Annotated in this window: 18 protein-coding genes; 8 read left to right on the top strand and 10 right to left on the bottom strand. The window is 59.5% G+C overall.

Features of this window, described 5'->3' with window-relative positions:
* Positions 1–89: 89 nt before the first annotated feature.
* From speB (N1037_13760) to N1037_13750, 3 genes are read left to right on the top strand one after another with little or no spacing between them, the layout of a single operon-like run.
* A complete protein-coding gene (gene speB / locus N1037_13760) occupies positions 90–1,058 on the top strand; it encodes an agmatinase (protein ID UWS78338.1) in 969 nt (322 codons plus the stop codon).
* Positions 1,051–1,998, top strand: a complete 948-nt coding sequence (gene speB, locus N1037_13755; protein UWS78337.1) for an agmatinase — start codon at positions 1,051–1,053, stop codon at positions 1,996–1,998. Before speB (N1037_13760) ends, speB (N1037_13755) begins: the two co-directional genes overlap by 8 nt.
* Before the next feature lie 59 nt (positions 1,999–2,057).
* Complete coding sequence (locus N1037_13750) at positions 2,058–2,480, top strand: DUF1499 domain-containing protein (GenBank protein ID UWS78336.1); 423 nt, start codon at positions 2,058–2,060, stop codon at positions 2,478–2,480.
* A 66-nt stretch (positions 2,481–2,546) separates the two neighbouring features.
* Here the strand turns inward: N1037_13750 and N1037_13745 are convergent, their stop codons facing one another.
* Entirely contained in the window at positions 2,547–2,867 is a 321-nt protein-coding gene (locus tag N1037_13745) for a hypothetical protein (GenBank protein ID UWS78335.1), read from the bottom strand.
* A 73-nt stretch (positions 2,868–2,940) separates the two neighbouring features.
* Between N1037_13745 and prfA the strand changes: the two genes are divergently transcribed.
* The 3 genes from prfA (at position 2,941) to N1037_13730 (ending at position 5,892) form a co-directional block, all read left to right on the top strand.
* On the top strand, positions 2,941–3,996 hold the full coding sequence (prfA, locus tag N1037_13740; protein ID UWS78334.1) for a peptide chain release factor 1: 1,056 nt from the start codon (positions 2,941–2,943) through the stop codon (positions 3,994–3,996).
* A gap of 53 nt (positions 3,997–4,049) precedes the next feature.
* On the top strand, positions 4,050–4,865 hold the full coding sequence (gene prmC / locus N1037_13735) for a peptide chain release factor N(5)-glutamine methyltransferase (GenBank protein UWS81364.1): 816 nt from the start codon (positions 4,050–4,052) through the stop codon (positions 4,863–4,865).
* Positions 4,866–5,091: 226 nt separating this feature from the next.
* Positions 5,092–5,892, top strand: a complete 801-nt coding sequence (locus N1037_13730) for a DUF4167 domain-containing protein (GenBank protein ID UWS78333.1) — start codon at positions 5,092–5,094, stop codon at positions 5,890–5,892.
* Between the two features lie 108 nt (positions 5,893–6,000).
* Here the strand turns inward: N1037_13730 and rsmA are convergent, their stop codons facing one another.
* The 6 genes from rsmA to lptF all read right to left on the bottom strand — a co-directional run bounded on the left by rsmA (position 6,001) and on the right by lptF (position 13,611).
* Positions 6,001–6,846, bottom strand: a complete 846-nt coding sequence (gene rsmA, locus N1037_13725; GenBank protein ID UWS78332.1) for a 16S rRNA (adenine(1518)-N(6)/adenine(1519)-N(6))-dimethyltransferase RsmA — start codon at positions 6,844–6,846, stop codon at positions 6,001–6,003.
* An 83-nt stretch (positions 6,847–6,929) separates the two neighbouring features.
* Complete coding sequence (gene pdxA, locus N1037_13720; GenBank protein ID UWS78331.1) at positions 6,930–7,946, bottom strand: 4-hydroxythreonine-4-phosphate dehydrogenase PdxA; 1,017 nt, start codon at positions 7,944–7,946, stop codon at positions 6,930–6,932.
* Positions 7,943–9,202, bottom strand: a complete 1,260-nt coding sequence (locus tag N1037_13715) for a peptidylprolyl isomerase (protein ID UWS78330.1) — start codon at positions 9,200–9,202, stop codon at positions 7,943–7,945. The genes pdxA and N1037_13715 overlap by 4 nt, the downstream gene beginning before the upstream one ends.
* Complete coding sequence (lptD, locus tag N1037_13710) at positions 9,187–11,349, bottom strand: LPS assembly protein LptD (GenBank protein ID UWS78329.1); 2,163 nt, start codon at positions 11,347–11,349, stop codon at positions 9,187–9,189. Before lptD ends, N1037_13715 begins: the two co-directional genes overlap by 16 nt.
* 1 nt (position 11,350) lies before the next feature.
* Complete coding sequence (gene lptG / locus N1037_13705; protein UWS78328.1) at positions 11,351–12,454, bottom strand: LPS export ABC transporter permease LptG; 1,104 nt, start codon at positions 12,452–12,454, stop codon at positions 11,351–11,353.
* The gene (gene lptF, locus N1037_13700; GenBank protein UWS78327.1) at positions 12,451–13,611 is read right to left on the bottom strand and encodes an LPS export ABC transporter permease LptF; all 1,161 of its coding nucleotides are present in this window, start codon (positions 13,609–13,611) and stop codon (positions 12,451–12,453) included. The genes lptG and lptF overlap by 4 nt, the downstream gene beginning before the upstream one ends.
* Before the next feature lie 246 nt (positions 13,612–13,857).
* On the opposite strand from lptF, the gene N1037_13695 reads away from it, so the two are divergent.
* Complete coding sequence (locus N1037_13695; GenBank protein UWS78326.1) at positions 13,858–15,333, top strand: leucyl aminopeptidase; 1,476 nt, start codon at positions 13,858–13,860, stop codon at positions 15,331–15,333.
* A 7-nt stretch (positions 15,334–15,340) separates the two neighbouring features.
* Positions 15,341–15,799, top strand: coding sequence for a DNA polymerase III subunit chi (locus N1037_13690; GenBank protein ID UWS78325.1), 459 nt, complete (start codon positions 15,341–15,343; stop codon positions 15,797–15,799).
* Between the two features lie 30 nt (positions 15,800–15,829).
* Here the strand turns inward: N1037_13690 and N1037_13685 are convergent, their stop codons facing one another.
* The 3 genes from N1037_13685 to N1037_13675 are packed head-to-tail and all read right to left on the bottom strand — an operon-like array spanning position 15,830 to position 18,933.
* On the bottom strand, positions 15,830–16,411 hold the full coding sequence (locus N1037_13685) for a TIGR02281 family clan AA aspartic protease (GenBank protein ID UWS78324.1): 582 nt from the start codon (positions 16,409–16,411) through the stop codon (positions 15,830–15,832).
* 39 nt (positions 16,412–16,450) lie between these two features.
* Entirely contained in the window at positions 16,451–17,074 is a 624-nt protein-coding gene (locus N1037_13680; GenBank protein ID UWS78323.1) for a MarC family protein, read from the bottom strand.
* Complete coding sequence (locus N1037_13675) at positions 17,071–18,933, bottom strand: ATP-binding cassette domain-containing protein (GenBank protein ID UWS78322.1); 1,863 nt, start codon at positions 18,931–18,933, stop codon at positions 17,071–17,073. The genes N1037_13680 and N1037_13675 overlap by 4 nt, the downstream gene beginning before the upstream one ends.
* Positions 18,934–19,090 lie beyond the last annotated feature (157 nt).

Below are 19,090 nucleotides of genomic sequence, written 5' to 3'. Positions count from 1 at the left end.
AATATGATCAAAATTGACCGTTCTGGTCTTGGCGTCTCGGTTTCACTTGCTTGGCGCCGCGGGGCGGGAAATGCAAAGGGGGTGGGTAAATGGCACTGGAAGATGCAAAAACACAGGTCGATCAGGCCTTCACGCGCGAGGAGCTGACGGGGCTTAGCTTTGAAAATACCTTTGGCGGGGCGCTGTCTTTTGCGCGTCGTCGTTATAGCAAAGACCTGAGCGTCGCGGATATCGCGGTAACCGGTGTGCCCTTTGATCAGGCCGTCACCAACCGCCCGGGCACTCGTTTGGGGCCACGGGCAATCCGCGAGGCGTCGGCATTGCAAAGCCCGGATGCCCCCTATGGCTGGGGCTATGATCCGCTGAGTGAACTGGCCATTGTCGACTATGGCGATCTGGCCTTTGACTATGCGAATGTGGCGGCTTTCCCGGATACGCTGCGCAATCACATGCGCGGTATTCTTGCGAGCGATACCGCCTCGGTGACGCTGGGCGGAGATCACTACATCAGTTTTCCGATCCTCAAGGCCTATGCCGAGAAATACGGTCCGATCTCGCTGTTGCAGTTTGATGCCCATACGGACACCTGGCCGGATGATGATTTTACCCGCGTCGATCATGGCACCATGTTCTACAAGGCGGTGAAATCAGGCATCGTTGATCCGGCCACCTCGGTGCAGGTGGGCATCCGCACCACCAATGAAGACAGTCTGGGGGTCAATATCATTGATGCGGCAACCGTGCATGAAATTGGCCCGGTTGAAACCGCGGCCCGGATCAAAACCATCCTCGGGGATCGGCCCTGCTACCTCAGCTTTGATATCGACGGCTTGGATCCTGCCTATGCACCGGGCACTGGCACCCCTGTCTGGGGCGGTCTTACCTCTGCGCAGGCGGCTCGCATCTTGCGCGAGATCGCCGGGATCAATATCAAAGGCGGTGACGTGGTGGAGGTCTCGCCTCCGTTTGACACCACCGGGGCGACTGCAATTGCCGGGGCCCATGTTGCAATGGAAATTATCTGCCTCCTGGGCTGGAATATGAGAGAAAATGGCTGAGTTTAATCAACCGATTAGTGGCAATGATCTGGCGCGGTTTTCCGGGCCAAGCACCTTTATGCGCCTGCCGCAGGCAACCTCGCTCGAAGGTTTGGACGTGGCCTTTCTGGGGGTGCCGATGGATATCGGAACCTCTTGGCGGTCCGGCACCCGTTTTGGCCCCAAACAAATTCGCAGCGAGAGCGCCATGCTGCGTCCCTATAACATGGCCACAGGAGCGGCACCCTTTGACAGCCTGAATGCGGGGGACATTGGCGATCTGGCGATCAATACCTTTTCTCTGAAAGAATCCCTGCGCATCATCGAGGAAAGCTATCAGGCGATCCTGTCGGGCAGTGTGATTCCGATGGCGATGGGCGGCGATCATTCGATCACCCTGCCAATTTTGCGGGCGATTGCCGCCAAATACGGTCCTGTCGCGCTGGTCCATGTGGATGCTCATGCGGATGTGAACGATGATATGTTTGGCGAACGCGAAACCCACGGCACGGTGTTTCGCCGTGCCTATGAGGAAGGCTTGATCGTCGCAGACAAGACCTACCAGATTGGCATTCGTGGCACCGGCTACGGCGCGAATGACTTCACCGAGGCACAGGGCTGGGGCTTTCAACAGTTTCCCGCCCAGGAGCTGTGGGGGCGGCAACTGCACAATATGGGCGCTGAGATTCGCCGCGATATTGGCGCCCGCCCGGTTTATATCACCTATGATATCGACAGTCTGGACCCAGCCTATGCGCCTGGAACCGGCACACCGGAAATCGGCGGCTTGACCACTCCGCAGGCGCTGGAGTTGATCCGCGCCATGAAGGGGTTGAACATCGTAGGCTGTGATCTGGTGGAGGTTTCGCCGCCCTATGACACCTCGGGCAATACAGCCCTGACTGCGGCTAATTTGCTTTACGAGATGATGTGCGTTCTTCCAGGGGTCAAGTCGCGCTAAGCTCTTCTCTGACGATCTCTCACTTTGGGGGTAGGCGCAAAGAAGAGGGCGGGGCGACCATGGGAAAGATAATGATGTTGATTTGGATTGTGCTGGCAGCTGCCGTGGTGGTTGTCGGCTTTATCCGATTGGCACCGGTTGATCCCTTTGATTGGAACACCCAGCCGGAACTGTCAGAGGACAAGGAGTTTCGGGGCGGCGTCTTTAAGGTTGTGCGCACCGGGCCTGAGGGCCTGCACGACTTTGACCGCATCGCCAGCGCAGCCCCGCGGACAAAACTTTTGACAGGATCTGTCGAAGAAGGGATGGCCACCTATGTGACCCGCACCAAGGTCATTGGATTTCCCGATTACACCACCGCCCGTCAGGACGGTGATTTGCTAAAGGTCTACGCCCGGTTGCGGTTTGGTCGCTCTGATCTTGGCGCCAATAAGTCACGCATTGATGGCTGGTTATCGCTGATGCCCAGACCCCAGGACTAGCCCACCACGACAGCGAGGCCAGGGGCCATCCACACGATCATAGTGGGGCATGTCGCAAGTGCTAGATCAGAGATCAGGCAGCTGGGCCTGTGCCAGGGAATAGGACGTAGGCAAAGGCCTTTGCTGGTCAGGCTGCTGTAGTTTGGCTGACAGGCAATTGGCCTGCACTTCCCGCCACATCGGCACGTTGAGCGACATTTGGCATTGGGCCAGAAACTGCCGCCCATCGACATCCAGGCAGCGCATTTCACCCAGATCGACCCGCGCGCCGCTTTTGTCGGTGCAATAACAGTCGATCACCTTGCCACCGGGACCAACCACATCTGCCAGTCCCGGGCTTGTCGCCAGGATCAGTGCGAATGTGATAAGGGCTCTGGCATGTTGCATGTAGCTAGCATATCACAGAAACAACAGGCTGCCAAAGCGGCAGCACACCACCCCGAATGAGAATGAGGCACGGATGATCCCCGAAGAGCGGCTAGAGCAGATCCTGCAACGGTTTCAGTATCTTGAAGCTGCAATGGCAGAGGGTGTCAGCGGTGCTGAGATCGCAGATCTGGCGCGTGAGTATTCCGAGATCAAACCGGTTGCAGAACAAATTACCGCCTATCGCCAGCTGCTGACAGATCTGGATGATGCTGAGGCCATGCTGTCAGACCCGGATATGAAGGAGCTGGCCGAGGATGAAATCCCCCAGCTCAAGGCGGCTCTGCCCGTTGCGGAGGAGGCCTTGCAACTGGCGCTCCTGCCCAAAGATGCCGCAGATGCGCGCCCTGCGATGCTGGAGATCCGTCCCGGCACAGGCGGCGATGAGGCGGCGCTTTTTGCGGGCGACCTGCTGCGCATGTATCAGCGTTATGCCGAGGCGCGCGGCTGGAAGTTCGAGATCATCGAAGAACAGGCCACCGAGCTGGGCGGCATCAAAGAGGTCGTGGCGCATATCAAGGGCGAAAATGTCTTTGCGCGGATGAAATATGAAAGCGGTGTGCACCGGGTGCAACGTGTCCCGGTGACCGAAAGCGGTGGTCGCATCCACACCTCTGCGGCGACGGTGGCTGTGCTGCCGGAAGCGCAGGAGGTCGATGTGCAGATCGACCCCGGCGATATCCGCATTGATACCATGCGGGCCTCTGGTGCCGGTGGGCAGCACGTCAACACCACCGATTCCGCCGTGCGCATCACCCATATTCCCACCGGGGTCATGGTGGTCAGCGCCGAGAAATCTCAGCACCGAAACCGCGAGATTGCCATGCAGGTGCTGCGGGCGCGGCTTTATGATCTGGAACGTCAGCGCATTGATGGCGAACGCTCTGCGGATCGCGCCAGCCAGGTGGGGTCGGGGGATCGCTCAGAACGGATCCGCACCTATAATTTCCCACAGGGACGCATGTCTGACCACCGCATCAACCTGACGCTTTATAAGCTGGATCAAATCCTGCAGGGCGACTTGGATGAAATCATCGACGCGCTTACCGCTGATAATCAGGCGCGTCTGTTGGCTGAAATGGGACAGTGAATGAACAGGCCAGTTCATTGAGTTCGGTTCAGGTCCTGACGGCGGCTCAGGCCATGGCCTCTGCCGCAGCCCGGTTGCGGGCTGCAGGGGTCGATGATCCGGCCCGGGATGCGCGCCTTCTGCTGGCCCATGCGGCCCGGATCGAAGCCAGCCGGGTGACACTGATTGCCCCTGAAGAACTCGATCCCGATGTGGCAGAGCGCTACGAGCAGCTTATTGCGTTGCGGGCGGTCCGGGTGCCGGTGTCGCATTTACTGGGCGAGCGGGAGTTCTACGGCCGCCGGTTCAAGGTCTCAAAGGATGTGCTGGACCCGCGCCCGGAAACCGAAACCCTGATCGAGGTCGCCCTGGCGCAGCCTTTTGAGCGGGTGCTGGATCTGGGGCTTGGCTCTGGCTGTATTCTGGTGACGCTGCTGGCAGAGACCCCGCAGGCCACCGGGCTGGGGGTAGACCTGAGCGAGGCCGCCTGCCTGCAGGCCAGTGCCAATGCGCTTCTGCACCGGGTCGAGGCCCGTATCGACATCCAGCAATCGGACTGGTTTTCAAATGTCTCGGGCAGCTTTGATTTGATCGTCTCGAACCCGCCCTATATCGCGCTGGATGAGATGGCAGATCTGTCGCCAGAGGTGCGCGAGCATGAGCCGGATCTTGCCCTGACGGATGGCGGTGACGGCTTGGCAGCCTACCGCGCGCTTGCCGCTGGGGTGGGGGCACATCTGCGCCCCGGCGGGCGGTTGTGTTTGGAAATTGGCCCAACACAGGGGCCGGCCGTCGCCGCAATGCTGCAGCAGGCCGGATTGACACATATCGCAATCCTCCCGGATCTTGATGGACGCGACCGGGTTGTTTTTGCCCGAAACGGAGCCTGATCTGGCTTTTTTGCGCGAAAATTTGTGTTTTTGAAAGAAACTTCGCGAAATATGAGGTGCGCCCCTTGTCTGGGGCCATAGAAAGTGGTTACTCAAAGTGTCGCTCAAAAACGGTGAGGTTACTCTACCTCCCAGCGACACCAAGCCCAAAATAGTCGATCATCCGGCGTAATGAAGCGCTGAAGTAGATCCAGGACACATGTAATTTAAGGCTGACGTTAGGCATATGAGATCGTCAAAATCACGTTCGCGTTCCAAGTCGAACCGGAACCGCCCCAATGGGGTCAATGTTGTAAATCGCGTCTTCGACAGCTCCGGCCCAGAGGGCAAGGTGCGCGGGACTCCGCAGCAGATCATTGATAAATACAACCAGCTGACACGCGATGCGCAGCTCAGCAATGACCGGGTCGCCGCTGAGAACTTCCAGCAGCATGCGGAACATTACCTGCGTCTTCTGAACGAAGCGCAGCGCGAAATTGATGCCCGCCGGGAAGATCAGGAACGCCAGAACCGCGAACGGCAAGCCGATCGTGACCGCGAGCGGGCTGAACGGCTTGAGCGTCAGGAGCGGGAAGCAACCGCCAATCAGGCGCAACAGCAGCCCCAATCCCAGCCCCAGTCTGCGCGTCATCAACAGCCGCAATCTGGTCAGCCCAGTGCTGAGAACCAGAGCGATGCCGCTGCACGGCAGGATGCGCCCCGTCAGGATCCGGCCAATGCGCCGCAGCCTGATGTGATTGACCCGCGTGATGCGGGCGCTGGCAGCGGTCAGGACAGCGGCCTGGTGGACACACCAGAAAGCAAAGGGCAGTCGCCCGCTGACGCGCCGAAAAAACCAGCGCCCCGCAAGCCGCGCGGACGCAAACCAGCGGCTGCAAAACCCAGCGGTGATGCAACGGCAGCGCCAGCCGCCGAGGGCGAGGCCCCTGCTGCAGCAGAGACTGACAAGGAAGCCAAACCAAAGCGTGCACCCCGGGCCAGAAAGCCCAAGCCAAAGCCCGAGGATGCACCGGAAGCGGCCGAATAATTCCAGTTAATATTCTTGACCACTGGATCGAAATAAAAAACCGGCCTTCATCTGAAGGCCGGTTTTTTGTGAGCTATAAGAGCAGCTGTGGGGCAGTGGCCGTGCCGGTCAGTCCAGCGGTTTGATGCTGCGGGCCAGGGCGCAGAACTCTTCCAGGCTGACCTGTTCGGCCCGTTCGGTTGGGGCAATACCTGCGGCTTTTAGGTGGTCCTCAATTCCCGGTGCCACGCTTTTGAGGCTGGCGCGCAGCATTTTGCGGCGCTGATTAAAGCCCGCTGCGACTACCCGGGACAGGGTCGCCGCATCCGCAGGAAAGCGCGGCTGCTCCAGCGCGGTGAGATGCACAACCGCGCTATGGACCTTGGGAGGCGGGCTGAAGGCTTCGGGGGGCAGTGAGAGGACAATCTGCGCATCCGCGCGCCACTGCGCCAAAAGCGCCAGACGGCCATAGGCCTTGGTGCCGGGTTGGGCGACGATCCGTTCGGCGACCTCGCGTTGAAACATCAGGGTGAGGCTTTGCCAGAAGGGCGGCCAGTCCTTGGGGGTGAGCCAGCGCACCAGCAGTTCGGTGCCGACATTATAGGGAAGGTTTGCTGCAATCCGAACCGGTGGGGTGAGATGCGCCAGCGGATCCACGTCAAGTGCGTCACCATTGATCAGCTCTAGCCTGCCCGGATAGGCCTCGGCAATTTCTGCCAGGGCGGGCATGCAACGGCTGTCTTTTTCCACCGCAAGAACCCGGCGCGCCCCTTCGGCAAGCAACCCACGGGTCAAGCCACCGGGACCGGGGCCAATCTCCAGCACGTCACATTCGCTGAGATCGCCGGCTTGGCGGGCGATTTTTGAGGTGAGGTTGAGATCCAGCAGAAAGTTCTGCCCCAGCGATTTACGCGCCAGCAGCTGATGGGTGTCGATGACCTCACGCAGGGGAGGCAGGGAGTCGATGGCGCTCATTGCGGTATGTCCAGGGCGCGCGGCCTTGCGGGGCGCCAGTCAAAGAAAGGGTGGGGGAGGGATAGGCAGTCGGCTGAGAGCCGTCAAGGGGATGACGCCTTTGTCACCCCCTGTTGGGTGCTGCGCTGCGCCATGCTCTGAGCTAGTTTCAGCGCCTCGATGAGACTGGACGGATTAGCCTGGCCCGTGCCTGCAATATCAAAGGCGGTGCCATGATCTGGTGAGGTACGGATAAAAGGCAGGCCCAATGTGACATTGACGCCGCGATCAAAATCCAGCGTTTTGATCGGGATCAGCGCCTGATCGTGATACATGCAGATGGCCGCATCATAGTGGGCGCGGGCGCTGGCATGAAACAGGGTATCGGCTGGATGTGGCCCGGTAAGCTTGAGCTGATCCGAGTTCAATTCGCTGACTAGATCATTGATCCACGCCAGCTCTTCCTGGCCCATGGCGCCACCTTCACCCGCATGGGGGTTCAACCCCGCAACCGCAATACGCGGATGGGCAATGCCAAACTGGGTTTGCAGGCCCTGGGCAGTGATGGCGACCACCTCACGCAGCAGCTCTGGGGTGAGGGCGCGTGGGACCGCGCTCAGGGCGATATGGATGGTGGCGGGAACCACCCGCAGGGCCGGGCTGGCCAGCATCATCACCACGCGGCTGCGGCCTGCCAGATGAGCCAGAAACTCGGTATGGCCGGGAAAGGCAAACTGCGCTCCATCAATCAGCGCCTTTTTGTGTATCGGCGCGGTACACAGCGCTGAGGCCGCACCCGATTGAACCAGTTCAACACCGCGTTCAATGGACTGCACCACCCCTGGCGCATTTTTGGGATCAGCTTCGCCCTTGGTGGCGGATCCTGCAAACTGCAAAGGCAAAACCGGTAGCGCCTGTGCGCAGAGGTCCAGGGCCTCATCAGGCGTTTTGATCAGCGCAACAGGGGTGTCCTGTGGCAGGTGGCGTGGGTCCCCAATCCAAAAAAACGGGCAGCTCTTTTTCAAGAGCTGCCAGGCTTTAACGGTGATCTCAGGACCAATCCCGGCGGGCTCCCCGCAACTGAGTGCGATTGGGCGCGGCAGGAGACCGGAACAGATCATTTTTCGATGATCAGGGCGTCCGCCCGAAGCTGTTCCAGAAAGCTGTCCGCCAAAGAGGTCAGCCGTTGGTGCGTCAGGGCGTTGGCGACGGTTTCACGAGATTCGCCTTCGCCCAGCTGTGCAGTGCGACCGCAAAGCATCAACAAAACCAGTGTTTGGCCCTGGTTGCGGGTGAGAGACAGGGAAATCTCATTTGGGTCCAGCTTGGCCAGCTCAATGCCGATATCCTGAGGAATTTCTGCGGGCACCAGGCTTTGGCGGTCCAGAACGCTCGGGTCCTGGTCCTTTGCGACGCCGTAAAGGTCCTCACAGGTGTCGAGGCTATCCGCAATCTTCTGGGCCTGGGCCAAGGTTTCGGCGCTGCGGCCACCGGGGATGTAATAGCTGGCGTAGTCGATCGCAGAGTAGGTCTGACGACTGCCGGTCACTTCGCGGACGCCGCGCATCTGGAACATTGCCACGGCCCCCTGCAACGGCAGGGGCTCAGTGATTTCGCCGGGGTCAAGCGCAAGAACAACGGGTTGCAGCTGCGGTGGCAGTTTGGTCAAGTTCATCCAGGGCAGGCGGCCGCCATTGTTCCGGCTGTCTGAGGCCGAATATTGGGTAGCGGCCGAAGAAAAGGCAGCAAAACTGGTTATTTCCCCAACCTGATCGGTCAGGTTTTGGACCTGCTCCGCATTCTGTTCGTTGATTGGCACGATCAATTCGGACAGCAGAACCTGCACCCCACCTGATCCGGCCTGGCCCATCGCACGGTCAATTTCCACCTCTGTGGGACGTGCCCGGGATAGGAACCGTCCGCTCACATATTCGCGCCAGCCTAGGCCCACCTTGGTAAAATCGCGTACTGTCTCTGGCTCAATCCCGGACTGTTTGAGAACGGTCAGGAATTCATTGAGTGACAAATTAGCCCGCCCGGCAAGTTCCGTCATGCCTGCGGTAATGTCTTCCTCTGATGGAGAAATGCCAACCCGGTCAAGTTCAGCCATCTTGAGCCGGTCTTTGATAAGCTCTTCGCGGGCCATGATCTCTGGGTTGCCAGGCGTCCGCAAAACGCCCATGAACAACGCGCGCTGTTGCAATTCGTACTGCGTAATCACTGCGCTGTCGACGGTCACTGCGGGCGAAAATAGCCCCTGGGCAGCCACTGGGGCCGCTGTTGAAGAGAGCGCCAGGCCTAAAGTAAGAGCCACCGTCGCTTTGGAAAGGCTTCGGATCAAGGACGCCGAGAAGGCCTGGGTCAAGATTGTCTGCATGATCGCCTGTACTGTTTGCTACTGTTATTGACTGAGAATCCGTTCATGGAAATTGAAAACCCAAAATCCGTTGAGGGATCTACGCTTGTTGTCGAGGTATAGCGACGGTTTACCGAAAGGTCGACCGTTACGCACTCGTTGCTGTAGGCTAGGCCAAGTCCTGCCCGCGTGGCCCGCGCATCGGAAATATCATAGCGCAGGCTGGCACTGGCTTTCCAGCTGGTCGAGACCTCATAAGAGCCATCAAACCAGATCTCAGAGGTTTCGGTAATCCGGTTTTCATTTGGGTCGCTGCCAAGCCAGAGATAGCTGCCTGAAATGGCCAGCGCATCGCGGTACCAATCCCCACGCAGCTCCGCTTTGGAAAAGTTCAGGGAATCATTCAGCAGGCCACGCGCCGTGAGGGCGATGCCGTCGTTGAACTTCAATTGCCCCGCCAACAGCAGGTCCGAGGTGGTGCCCCCCAGGCCGGAGGTTTTGGTAAAACGGGTGTCAGCGTCCTGGCGGATTACTTGGCCCACAGTTGCATAGGACTGCCAACCACTGGTGGCAAAGCGCGCCCAGTTGAAGCCATAGGCGAGAGCCAGCCCGTCTTCACGCGCGTCTGAGGCCGGGAACCGCGACAGGGACAACAGATTGGCCTGGTCAAATTCCACATAGTTGCTTTCGTCCTGGGCAACGCTGTCACCGATCACATTGCTCCAGCCCAGTTGCACAATGGGTTCAAAGAACTGGGCAGCGCCGCTGGCGTCCGTTTTGGACATGGGCAGGCGCAGGGTGAGCGCGGATCTGGGGGTAAGGCGCGAACTGTGTTCGGAAAAGTAGGAATCGTCATAGGTGGTAAACCCATCAATTGCCGATCCGATCTCCCATTCCAGCAGAACCCCACCGGCCAATTGCCAACTGCGGCGCCAATCGAGGTCTGCGGTGACACGCCCGTGGTCGCGTCCGTTGGTGGTGGTCAGGTTGCCTTCCTGATCTGAGGTGCGGTTGTGACCGTGGGCTTCGAGTGTGAGCCGGGTTTCACCGCCAATGGAGGTCGGGAAATAGCGCTTTTGAAAATAAACCTCGCCTATGGACGACGGGATGAGATCCTGATCTTCGCTGTCGCGCAGGGTTTTAAAGTTGGTCAGCGCCGCGTGCAGCAGGCGGTCCCGGGTGGATCGCGTCAGGGTGACTTCGGAGCGTAGGCGGTCAAGGTCGGGCAGGCTGTAATCCGCAATATAAGCGTCATCCGAAACCGTCTTGAGGTCAAACTCCAGCTGGAAATCCCGTGGCAGCTCAAACAGGCCCGTCGCAAAAAGATACCCGCGGTCTTCGCCTCGCTGCAGGTCATCGCGGGTATAGGCCCCTTCGAGCTCTATAGTGCCATGTCGAAAGGCCTGGCGATAGCGGGCCTCCAGGGTTCTGGTGCTGCCGGAAAGATAGGGCGACAGGGTCAGATCTCGGCTGTCGCCCAGCGTGAAGAAATAAGGAACTTTGATCCCGGTCCCGAGGTTTGAGGTGGTCCGGGTTGAGGGCACCAGAAAACCGCTGGTGCGCTTTAGGTTGGGATCCGGCAGACGCACGGCGGGGAAGTAAAACACCGGAACATCCAGAATTCTGACCTGGGCGTTTTCAAAATAGAGCTGCTGTTCAACCTGGTCATGGATGACCCGTCCGGCGCGGATCTGCCAAAGCGGCGGCTTGCCATCTTCGCAGACATGGCACGAGGTCACCGAGGTTTTGTAGAGCTGCGTATAGCGACCGCCCACGCGGGTCATTTGCAGGGATGCCAGCTGCAACTGCTGCTTAAAGATCATCCGCGCCCCGGTCAAAAGCCCGTCGCGCAGGCTCCGGTCCAGTTCGGCGGCATTGGCGAGAATGGTCACATCGCCGCCTTGATCGATGCGGATCGGGCCTTCGATTTGCAGGGTGCCAGAGCTTTCTTCAAAGATGACCCGTTGCGCCTGTAGCCGGACATCGCCTTGGAACGCCTCGACATTTCCTTTTGCGATTAATTGCCGATCGGGGGTGATAAACAACTGATCCGCAACCAGTATGGCAGGCTGCGCCGCCGCAGGCGCAGGTCCGTCTTGCTGCGCTGCCGCAGGAGAAGTGATGGCCAGCCAGGGCAAGACCACCGAGAGCAATAGGGCGCGGCGCATATTATCCGTCCTCAGCATGTAATAGTAGTCCCATCGTCAGCAGTATCGAGGCAACCGGTGGAGCCCAGGCGGCCAGGGCCACCGGAATCTGGCCATTCTCACCCAGAATCTGCGCAAAATTTCGTATAAAGTACAGTCCAAAGCCTAATAACACAGCAGTGAGCACGGCAAGGCCGGTTCCGCCAAACCGGGTGTGGCGCATGGTAAAGGCGGCACCAACCAGCACCATGGCAATCAGGAACAGGGGCCGGGCCAGTTCTACCTGGTACCAGACTTGATAGCGTTTGGTGGCAAAGCCAGCTTCGGCGAGATCGCGAATGGTGGTTGGCAGATCATAGACCGAAATGCCATCCGCCGATCCCAGCGTATCGCGAATGCGGTCCTGCGTTAACGAGGTCGGTATCCGCAGGGTGTCATGGGTGGCTGCAGATCTTTCAGGGTTCAGACCTGCCGTCATATGCCAGGCCTTGGCCTTGTGCAGCAGCCATTCATCTCCGTCCAGCCGGGCGGTTTCGGCAATAATTTGCCGGATTGGGCCACCACGGGGCGCATAGGCAAGGATGGTGACATCATAGAGCACAATGTCGTCGCGCCCGCCGCCGTAAGAGCTGGCATGGATTACGGACTGACCGTTGGCACCCCCCTGGCGCAGCCACAGCCCTTCTCCGGAGAGTGACAGGGCCGAGGGGCCGCCGGTGCGATAGGTGTCGGCCAGGCTTTTGGATAGGTTGGTGGTCGCTGCAACAATCGGGTTCAGGGTGCTCACCGCCAGTAGCCCCAGCAACCCGGCCACCAGAACCGGCGCCGCCAGCGCACGAATGCCTGAACGGCCAATCGCCCGTGTCACCACCAACTCGCTGCTGCGGGCAAGACCGACAAACAGCACAATAGTGGTCAGGATCATAATCAGCGGCAGGAACTCGCTGAGCGCTGCAGGGGCATTGAGAAGCGTAAGGCCGACAATTTTGCCAGCGCTCACATCATAGGCATCAAACCGGCGGATTTGTTCATTCAGGTCGATGAGAATAACCAGGGTCATCAACACGCCACAGATCACTGCAAACCATTGCAAGAACCGTCGGGCATAATACAGATCCAGCTTCATGATCCGGTCTCCTGGCGGCCAGTTTGTAGGGGCGCTACGGTCCGGCGCGCCCTGCGACGCGTGGCCAGTGGATGCGCTGCCAGTTGCAGAAAACCAACTGCAATCACCAGGCCAATCAGGGCAGGCAGGTAAATGAGCGGCCACAGATCGGGATTCGTTCGCACCGGCTCCGAGACAACCCCCCGCAGGCCTTCGACGATGATCAACAACAAAAAGGCAAGCAGCGCCTGCCGCCAAACGCCAAACCGGGAGTGTGATCCGATCATCAGCGCAGAGAATCCAATCAGTGCCACCGCAATACAGATCAATGCGCGGGCAAAGCGCAGGTGGAATTCCTCTGCCAGCGCGCCCAGGCTGTAGCCATCAGAGAGGTTGATGTCCTCCCGGTTTCGCAGCAGTTCCCAACTGGAAATCTCGCGGATATTGCGCTGTGTTATTGTGCTTTTGTTGACTAGGGAGCTGATGTCATAAGAGAAGTCAGAAAAATTGGTGGTGGACATCTGCTTTGTTCGATTGTCGAGGCGCTGCGCCATTCCGTTGACCATGATCAGGTGGGTTTTGCCCTCGTCACGCACCAGAAAAGCACGCGCACCGGTATAGGTCATGCTTTGATTCGGATCGCGGCGGTCAGACAGAAAGACGTCATTGAGTGTCCCATTGGAATCGATCTGCCGGATGTAGAAGGTCACGCCCTTGGCCGGGTGCAGAAAATGCCCCTCAGTCAATAGTTTGGCGGTAACATTTCGCGAAATCTCCTGCTCGCGCAGTGCCAGTTGGCCGATCGAGCTGGGCAGCAGGAAATGGGTCAGAACAGACATCATCAGCGCTGTGATCAACCCAAAACCCAGGGCCGGCCGTGCCATTTGCCAGGGGCTTGTGCCGGTGGCCTGCAGGACGGTCAGCTCACTTTCGCTTTGCAGCCGGTTGGTCACCCAGACCGCAGCGGCAAAGACCGCCACAGGCAGCACCATGCGGATCAGGTTGGGCAGGGTGAGGGCGGTGAATTCAAGAAAGACAATTGCCGTCTGGCCGTCACCAATCAGCCGGTCAAACAGCACAACGGCCCGGTTGACCCAGAAGACCGCAACAAGAATGAGCGCAAAAAAGCTGAAAAACAGCAGGTATTGCGACAGGACATATCTGTCAAAGCGTGACATTCGATCCCCCCAGACCCTGCCAGTATCGTTTTGCGGAACCTTAGAGGAATTGTTTCACGGGGAAAACTGCTAACTGCGTAATTTTGCCGGCCTATCATCGGTTGGCGGAGGTTTGCAAAGCCGGGTGGCTGGGGTTCCCCTTTCCGCTGGCCCGGTCGGCCGCTTGGGGGCTGGCTATTGCGCAGAGCCGCGGTTACGTATTGTCTCATCAAAACAAGACCACATTCCGACAGGAGCCTCAAGATTATGCGCACATTGCCCGCTATCCGTTTTGCCGATTATGACCCAAAGGCCCTTTCAGGGATGACCGGCCATGTGGTGGTTCTGGTCACCCCCGAAGGGGTGATGGATCAGGCCGCGCGCAGTGCCAACCGCCTGACCAAAGGCGCCCTTGCACGGCTGGTCGCGGCGCCGGAGTTTGCAGACCACAAGCCGGGCAAGGTGATTTCCCTGGCCTGGCCGACAGGCATGGCGGCAGAAGCGCTGCATGTTCTGGTCTTGCCGCGGCGCATCACCCCAATCGAGGCGCGCCAGGCCGGCGCCAAGCTGATCGTTGCGGCGCCACAGAAAACCATGACGGTGATGGCAGGTTCGATTCCAAAGGCCGCCGAGCTGGCGATGGGGATGGCGCTGCGCAGCTATGGATTTGACCGGCACAAGGCCGCGCAAGAGCCAAAACCCGCCCCCGAGATCACCATTGCGCACAAGGCCCATGACGAGATGGCAGCCGCCTATGCCCCATTGGCCGCAGTCGCGGAGGGCGTTCACATGACCCGCGATCTGGTCAATGAGCCCGCCAATGTGTTGACCACCAGCGAATTCGCCCGCCGGATCGAAGACATGTCTGAGATTGGGCTTGAGGTCGAAATCCTGGATGAATCGCAGCTGCAAGAGCTTGGCATGGGGGCACTGCTGTGTGTCGGGCAGGGCTCGGACAGCCCCTCCAAGGTTGCAATCATGAACTGGAAAGGCGGGGCCAAAGGCGAGGCACCACTGGCCTTGGTCGGGAAGGGCGTGGTGTTTGACACTGGTGGCATCTCGCTCAAGCCCGCCGCAGGCATGGAAGACATGACCATGGACATGGGCGGCGCCGGTGTGGTTGTCGGCACCATGAAGGCGCTGGCCCTGCGCAAGGCCCGCGCCAATGTGGTGGGGCTGGTTGGTCTGGTGGAAAACATGCCCTCGGGCAATGCCACCCGTCCCGGCGATGTGGTGAAATCCATGAAGGGCGACACGGTAGAGGTGATCAATACCGATGCCGAGGGGCGCTTGGTGCTCTGTGATGTGCTGTGGTACGCGCAGGAGCGGTTCAAACCCTGTGGCGTCATCGACCTGGCCACCCTGACCGGCGCGGTGATCATTGGCTTGGGCCATGAAAACGCGGGTGTTTTTTCAAATGACGATCCCCTGTGCAACGGCTTCCTCAAGGCGGCCAAAGCCAGTGATGAAGGCGCCTGGCGCCTGCCGCTTGGGCAGGGCTATGACGATCAGCTGAAATCGCGGATTGCCGATATGAAAAACGTGGGTGGCCGCCCTGCAGGCTCGATCACTGCGGCGCAGTTCCTCAAACGCTTTATCAAGGACGATATGCCCTGGATTCACTTGGATATTGCCGGTGTTGCCTCGGTGACATCTGCGACAAGCTACGCGCCCAAAGGTGCCACCGGTTGGGGGGTCATGGCCTTGGACCGTTTGGTGCATGATAAGTTCGAAGCGGAATAGGCCGACCATGGGCGCTGCCTATTTCTATCACCTGACCCGCCGCCCCTTGCAGGAGACCCTTCCGGTTTTGCTGCAAAAGGCGCGCGGTGCAGGCTGGCGCATCGCGGTACGGGGCCAGCAGTCAGACCGGATGAGCTGGCTGGATGACACCCTCTGGCAGGGCAGTGCCGACAGCTTTTTGGCGCACGGCCTGGCGGGCGGCCCCCATGATGCGCTGCAGCCCATTTTGCTGACCACCACAACCGAGAGCGCCAATGCGCCGGACTGTTTGATGACCGTCGATGGCGCGGCGGTGACCCCTGAGGAGGTTCAGGCGCTGGAGCGTGTCTGCATTCTGTTTGACGGCACCGACCCGGATGCGGTTCAGCAGGCGCGCGGACAATGGAAGAGCCTGACAGGCGCGGGCTGTTCTGCCCAATATTGGTCTGAAGAATCAGGGCGTTGGGAAAAGAAAGCAGAGGCTTGAGGCGGCAAGTGTCACCAGCCCTGCGGCGGATCAGCGGGTAAGCACCAGCGCCCCATTGCGGATCTCAATGCTGGACCATCGCTGTAAATAGGTCATACCCAGCAGGGATTTATCCATTTCCCCCCGGGTAACAGAGACCCGCAGATTGCGATCTCGGATCTCGCCCAGGGCCAGTTCATCAACCCGTACAGATGCGGTCTGCACAATTCCATTTGCCGTACTGGCGCGCCCCAAATAGGCCAGCTTTTCTGGATCAAACCCTGCCCGGCGCGCGTCCTGGGTGCTGAGCACGACTTCGCTTGCGCCGGTATCCACAAGAAACTCCACCCTGGCCCCGTTTACCATCAGCGTGAGATAGTAATGACCATCCTGAGAGCGCGGCACGGTGACACGTCCGGCCTCGCTCATCACCGATTGTTGCGGCCGTACGGTTTGGCGAATGTCGTCCCACAGCCCGTAACCGGCGATAACCCCCAGAAAGATAAAGACCCAAATCGCCATCTGTTGCAGCGTTGTACTGAGGTTTTGCCGCGTTTGCACAAAGACCCAGGAGCCAACCGCACAGAGCAGTAACAAAAGATAGAGCAGGCGCCCATAATCTAGGTCTTCCATGGATCTCGCGTGCCTTTCTTTTGTGGTGCAAACGTCGGTCTAGCTGGCAAAGCCAAAATCACGCAGACCATCGAGCACAAACTGCACCGACAGGGCGGCGAGCAGCATCCCCAGCAGACGGGTCACCACATTGATGCCAGTCTTGCCAAGGGCACGCTCAAACAGGCCAGAGGCCAGAAACATGGTCAACATCACGGTCAGCACTGCAAAGACCACAGCCATCACCAGGGCAAAGCCTTCAAGCCCCGGTTTTTGCCCGGCCAGCAGGATCACCGTTGCGATGGATCCAGGGCCCGCGATCAGCGGGATCGACAGGGGGAAAACGGAGGGATCATCGGCCTCAACAGCCTCTTCACCCTGATTTTCCCGCCGTTTGGTGCGGCGCTCGAACAACATGTCCAACGCGGTAAGAAACAGCAAAACGCCGCCAGCCACCCGGAATGCAGCCATGGAAATGCCTGCAAACCCCAAGACCGCCTCGCCAAAGGCGGTAAAGAGCGCCAGCAGGCACATCGCCGTCAGGGCGGCGCGCAGCGCAATGGAGCGCCGCTCGTGCGGGGTTGCCCCCTGGGTAAGTGCCAAAAAGATCGGGGTGAGCCCAATAGGATCAATGATCACAAAGAGCGTCACAAAAGAGGTGATCAAAAAGGCAGTGTCGATCATAGAGCCTCAGCTTTTTCCAGTTTTTCCAGGGCGCGCATCCATAGCAGCTCCGCCCGTTCCAGCGCGGTGATGACCTCGGCATGTTTACCCTGCCAAACCCGAGCCTCGTCTTTTTTCTCGGGTTCGTAAAGCTCTGGGTCTGCCAGCTTGGTATCCAGCTTGTCTTTCATCTGGGTCAGCTTGGTGACACGCTCTTCGGATTTGCGCGCCTCCTTGCGCAGCGCCAGGATTGCATCCCGCGAAGGGCGTGCTGGCTTTGGCTTTTCCTTCTTGACCGGCTTGTCCTTTGGGGCTGGCTTGTCTTTTTCCAGCAACAAGGACCGATAAGAGGCGAGATCGCCCTCATAGGGTTTCACTGTACCCTTTGACACCAGCCACAGCCGGTCTGCTACCAGGCTGAGCAGGTGCATGTCGTGGCTGACCAGGATCACCGCACCGGTATAGGCGGTCAGGGCTTCTACCAGGGCTTCGCGGCTTTCGATGTCCAGGTGGTTGGTCGGCTCATCGAGGATCAACAGATGTGGGGCATCCAGTGTCGCCAACAGCAAGGACAGACGCGCCTTTTGCCCCCCAGACAGGCGGCCCACGGCGGTGTCAGCCTGATCGGCGCCCAGCCCGAATCCGGCCAGCCGCGCCCGCAGACGTGGTTGGCCCTCAGTGGGGCGCTCGCGGATCAGGTGCTGCAACGGTGTCTCATCAATATAGAGCTCATCCACCTGATGCTGAGCAAAAAAGCCGATGCGCAATTTGCTCGATTGCGCCATCTTGCCGCCCATAGGGGCCAGCCGCGCCGAGAGCATTTTGGACAGGGTGGATTTGCCCTCACCGTTCTTGCCCAGCAGGGCAATGCGGTCGTCCTGATCGATGCGCAGGTCCAGCTTGCTCAGGATTGCCTTGCCGTCATAGCCAACCGATACGCCTTCGGTGGCAATAATGGGCGGCGACAGTTCTTCTGGCGTCGGGAAGGTGAAAACGGTGCGGGCGGCATCTTCGGGCGCGCGGATGGTTTCCATCTTTTCCAGCATTTTCACCCGGCTCTGCGCCTGTTTGGCCTTGCTGGCCTTGGCCTTGAAGCGATCAACAAAGCTTTGCAGGTGGGCGCGCCGTGCGTCTTGTTTTTTGGCCTGGGCGGCCTGATTGGCCCGGTTGGCGGCGCGCTGGCGGGCGAACTGGTCGTAGTTGCCGCCGTAATAGGTCAGTTGGCGATCCTCCAGATGCAGAATGCCACCCACCGAGCGGTTCAGCAGCTCACGGTCGTGGCTGATGATGATCACGGTATGGGGATATTTGACCAGATAGGCCTCAAGCCACAGCGCCCCCTCAAGGTCAAGGTAGTTGGTGGGCTCATCCAGCAGCAACAGATCAGGCTCGGAAAACAGCACCGCCGCCAGGGCGACCCGCATCCGCCAGCCGCCCGAAAAATCAGAGCAGGGCCGCTGCTGCGCCTCTTCGTCAAAACCCAGACCTTTGAGGATCGAGGCGGCGCGGGCCTCGGCGGACCAGGCGTCGATATCGGCCAGCCGGGTCTGCACCTCGGCAATGCGTGTCGGATCGGTGGCCGTCTCGGCCTCGGCCATCAGTGCGGCGCGTTCGGTCGCGGCTGCCAGCACGGTGTCGATCAGCGACACATTGGAAGAGGGCGCCTCTTGGGCGATGCCGCCAATCTGCGCCTTTGACGGCAGGGTTATGGCACCGGTTTCAAGCGCCAACTCGCCGCGAATAAGGCGAAACAGGGTTGTTTTGCCGGTGCCGTTGCGCCCCACAAGACCAACTTTATGGCCATTGGGAATGGTGGCACTGGCCTCTTCGAACAGAGGGCGGCCTTCAACCGAATAGGTGATATCGCGAATACTTAGCATGGGCTCATCCACTGTCGCAGTCACCGCGCCTTGTCAATGCGTATCCGTGCTGTTGTGGGCCATCTCAGCGGCGGCGATCCGGCGCCCACAGCAGATCAGAGCTCTAAGCGCCCCGCGTCTCAAACACTCGTCGCCGGTATATGGGAGTGGGCAAGTG

Source organism: Phaeobacter sp. G2 (assembly GCA_025163595.1).
GTDB lineage: Bacteria > Pseudomonadota > Alphaproteobacteria > Rhodobacterales > Rhodobacteraceae > Pseudophaeobacter.
This window is presented reverse-complemented; position numbering and strand designations above follow the sequence as displayed.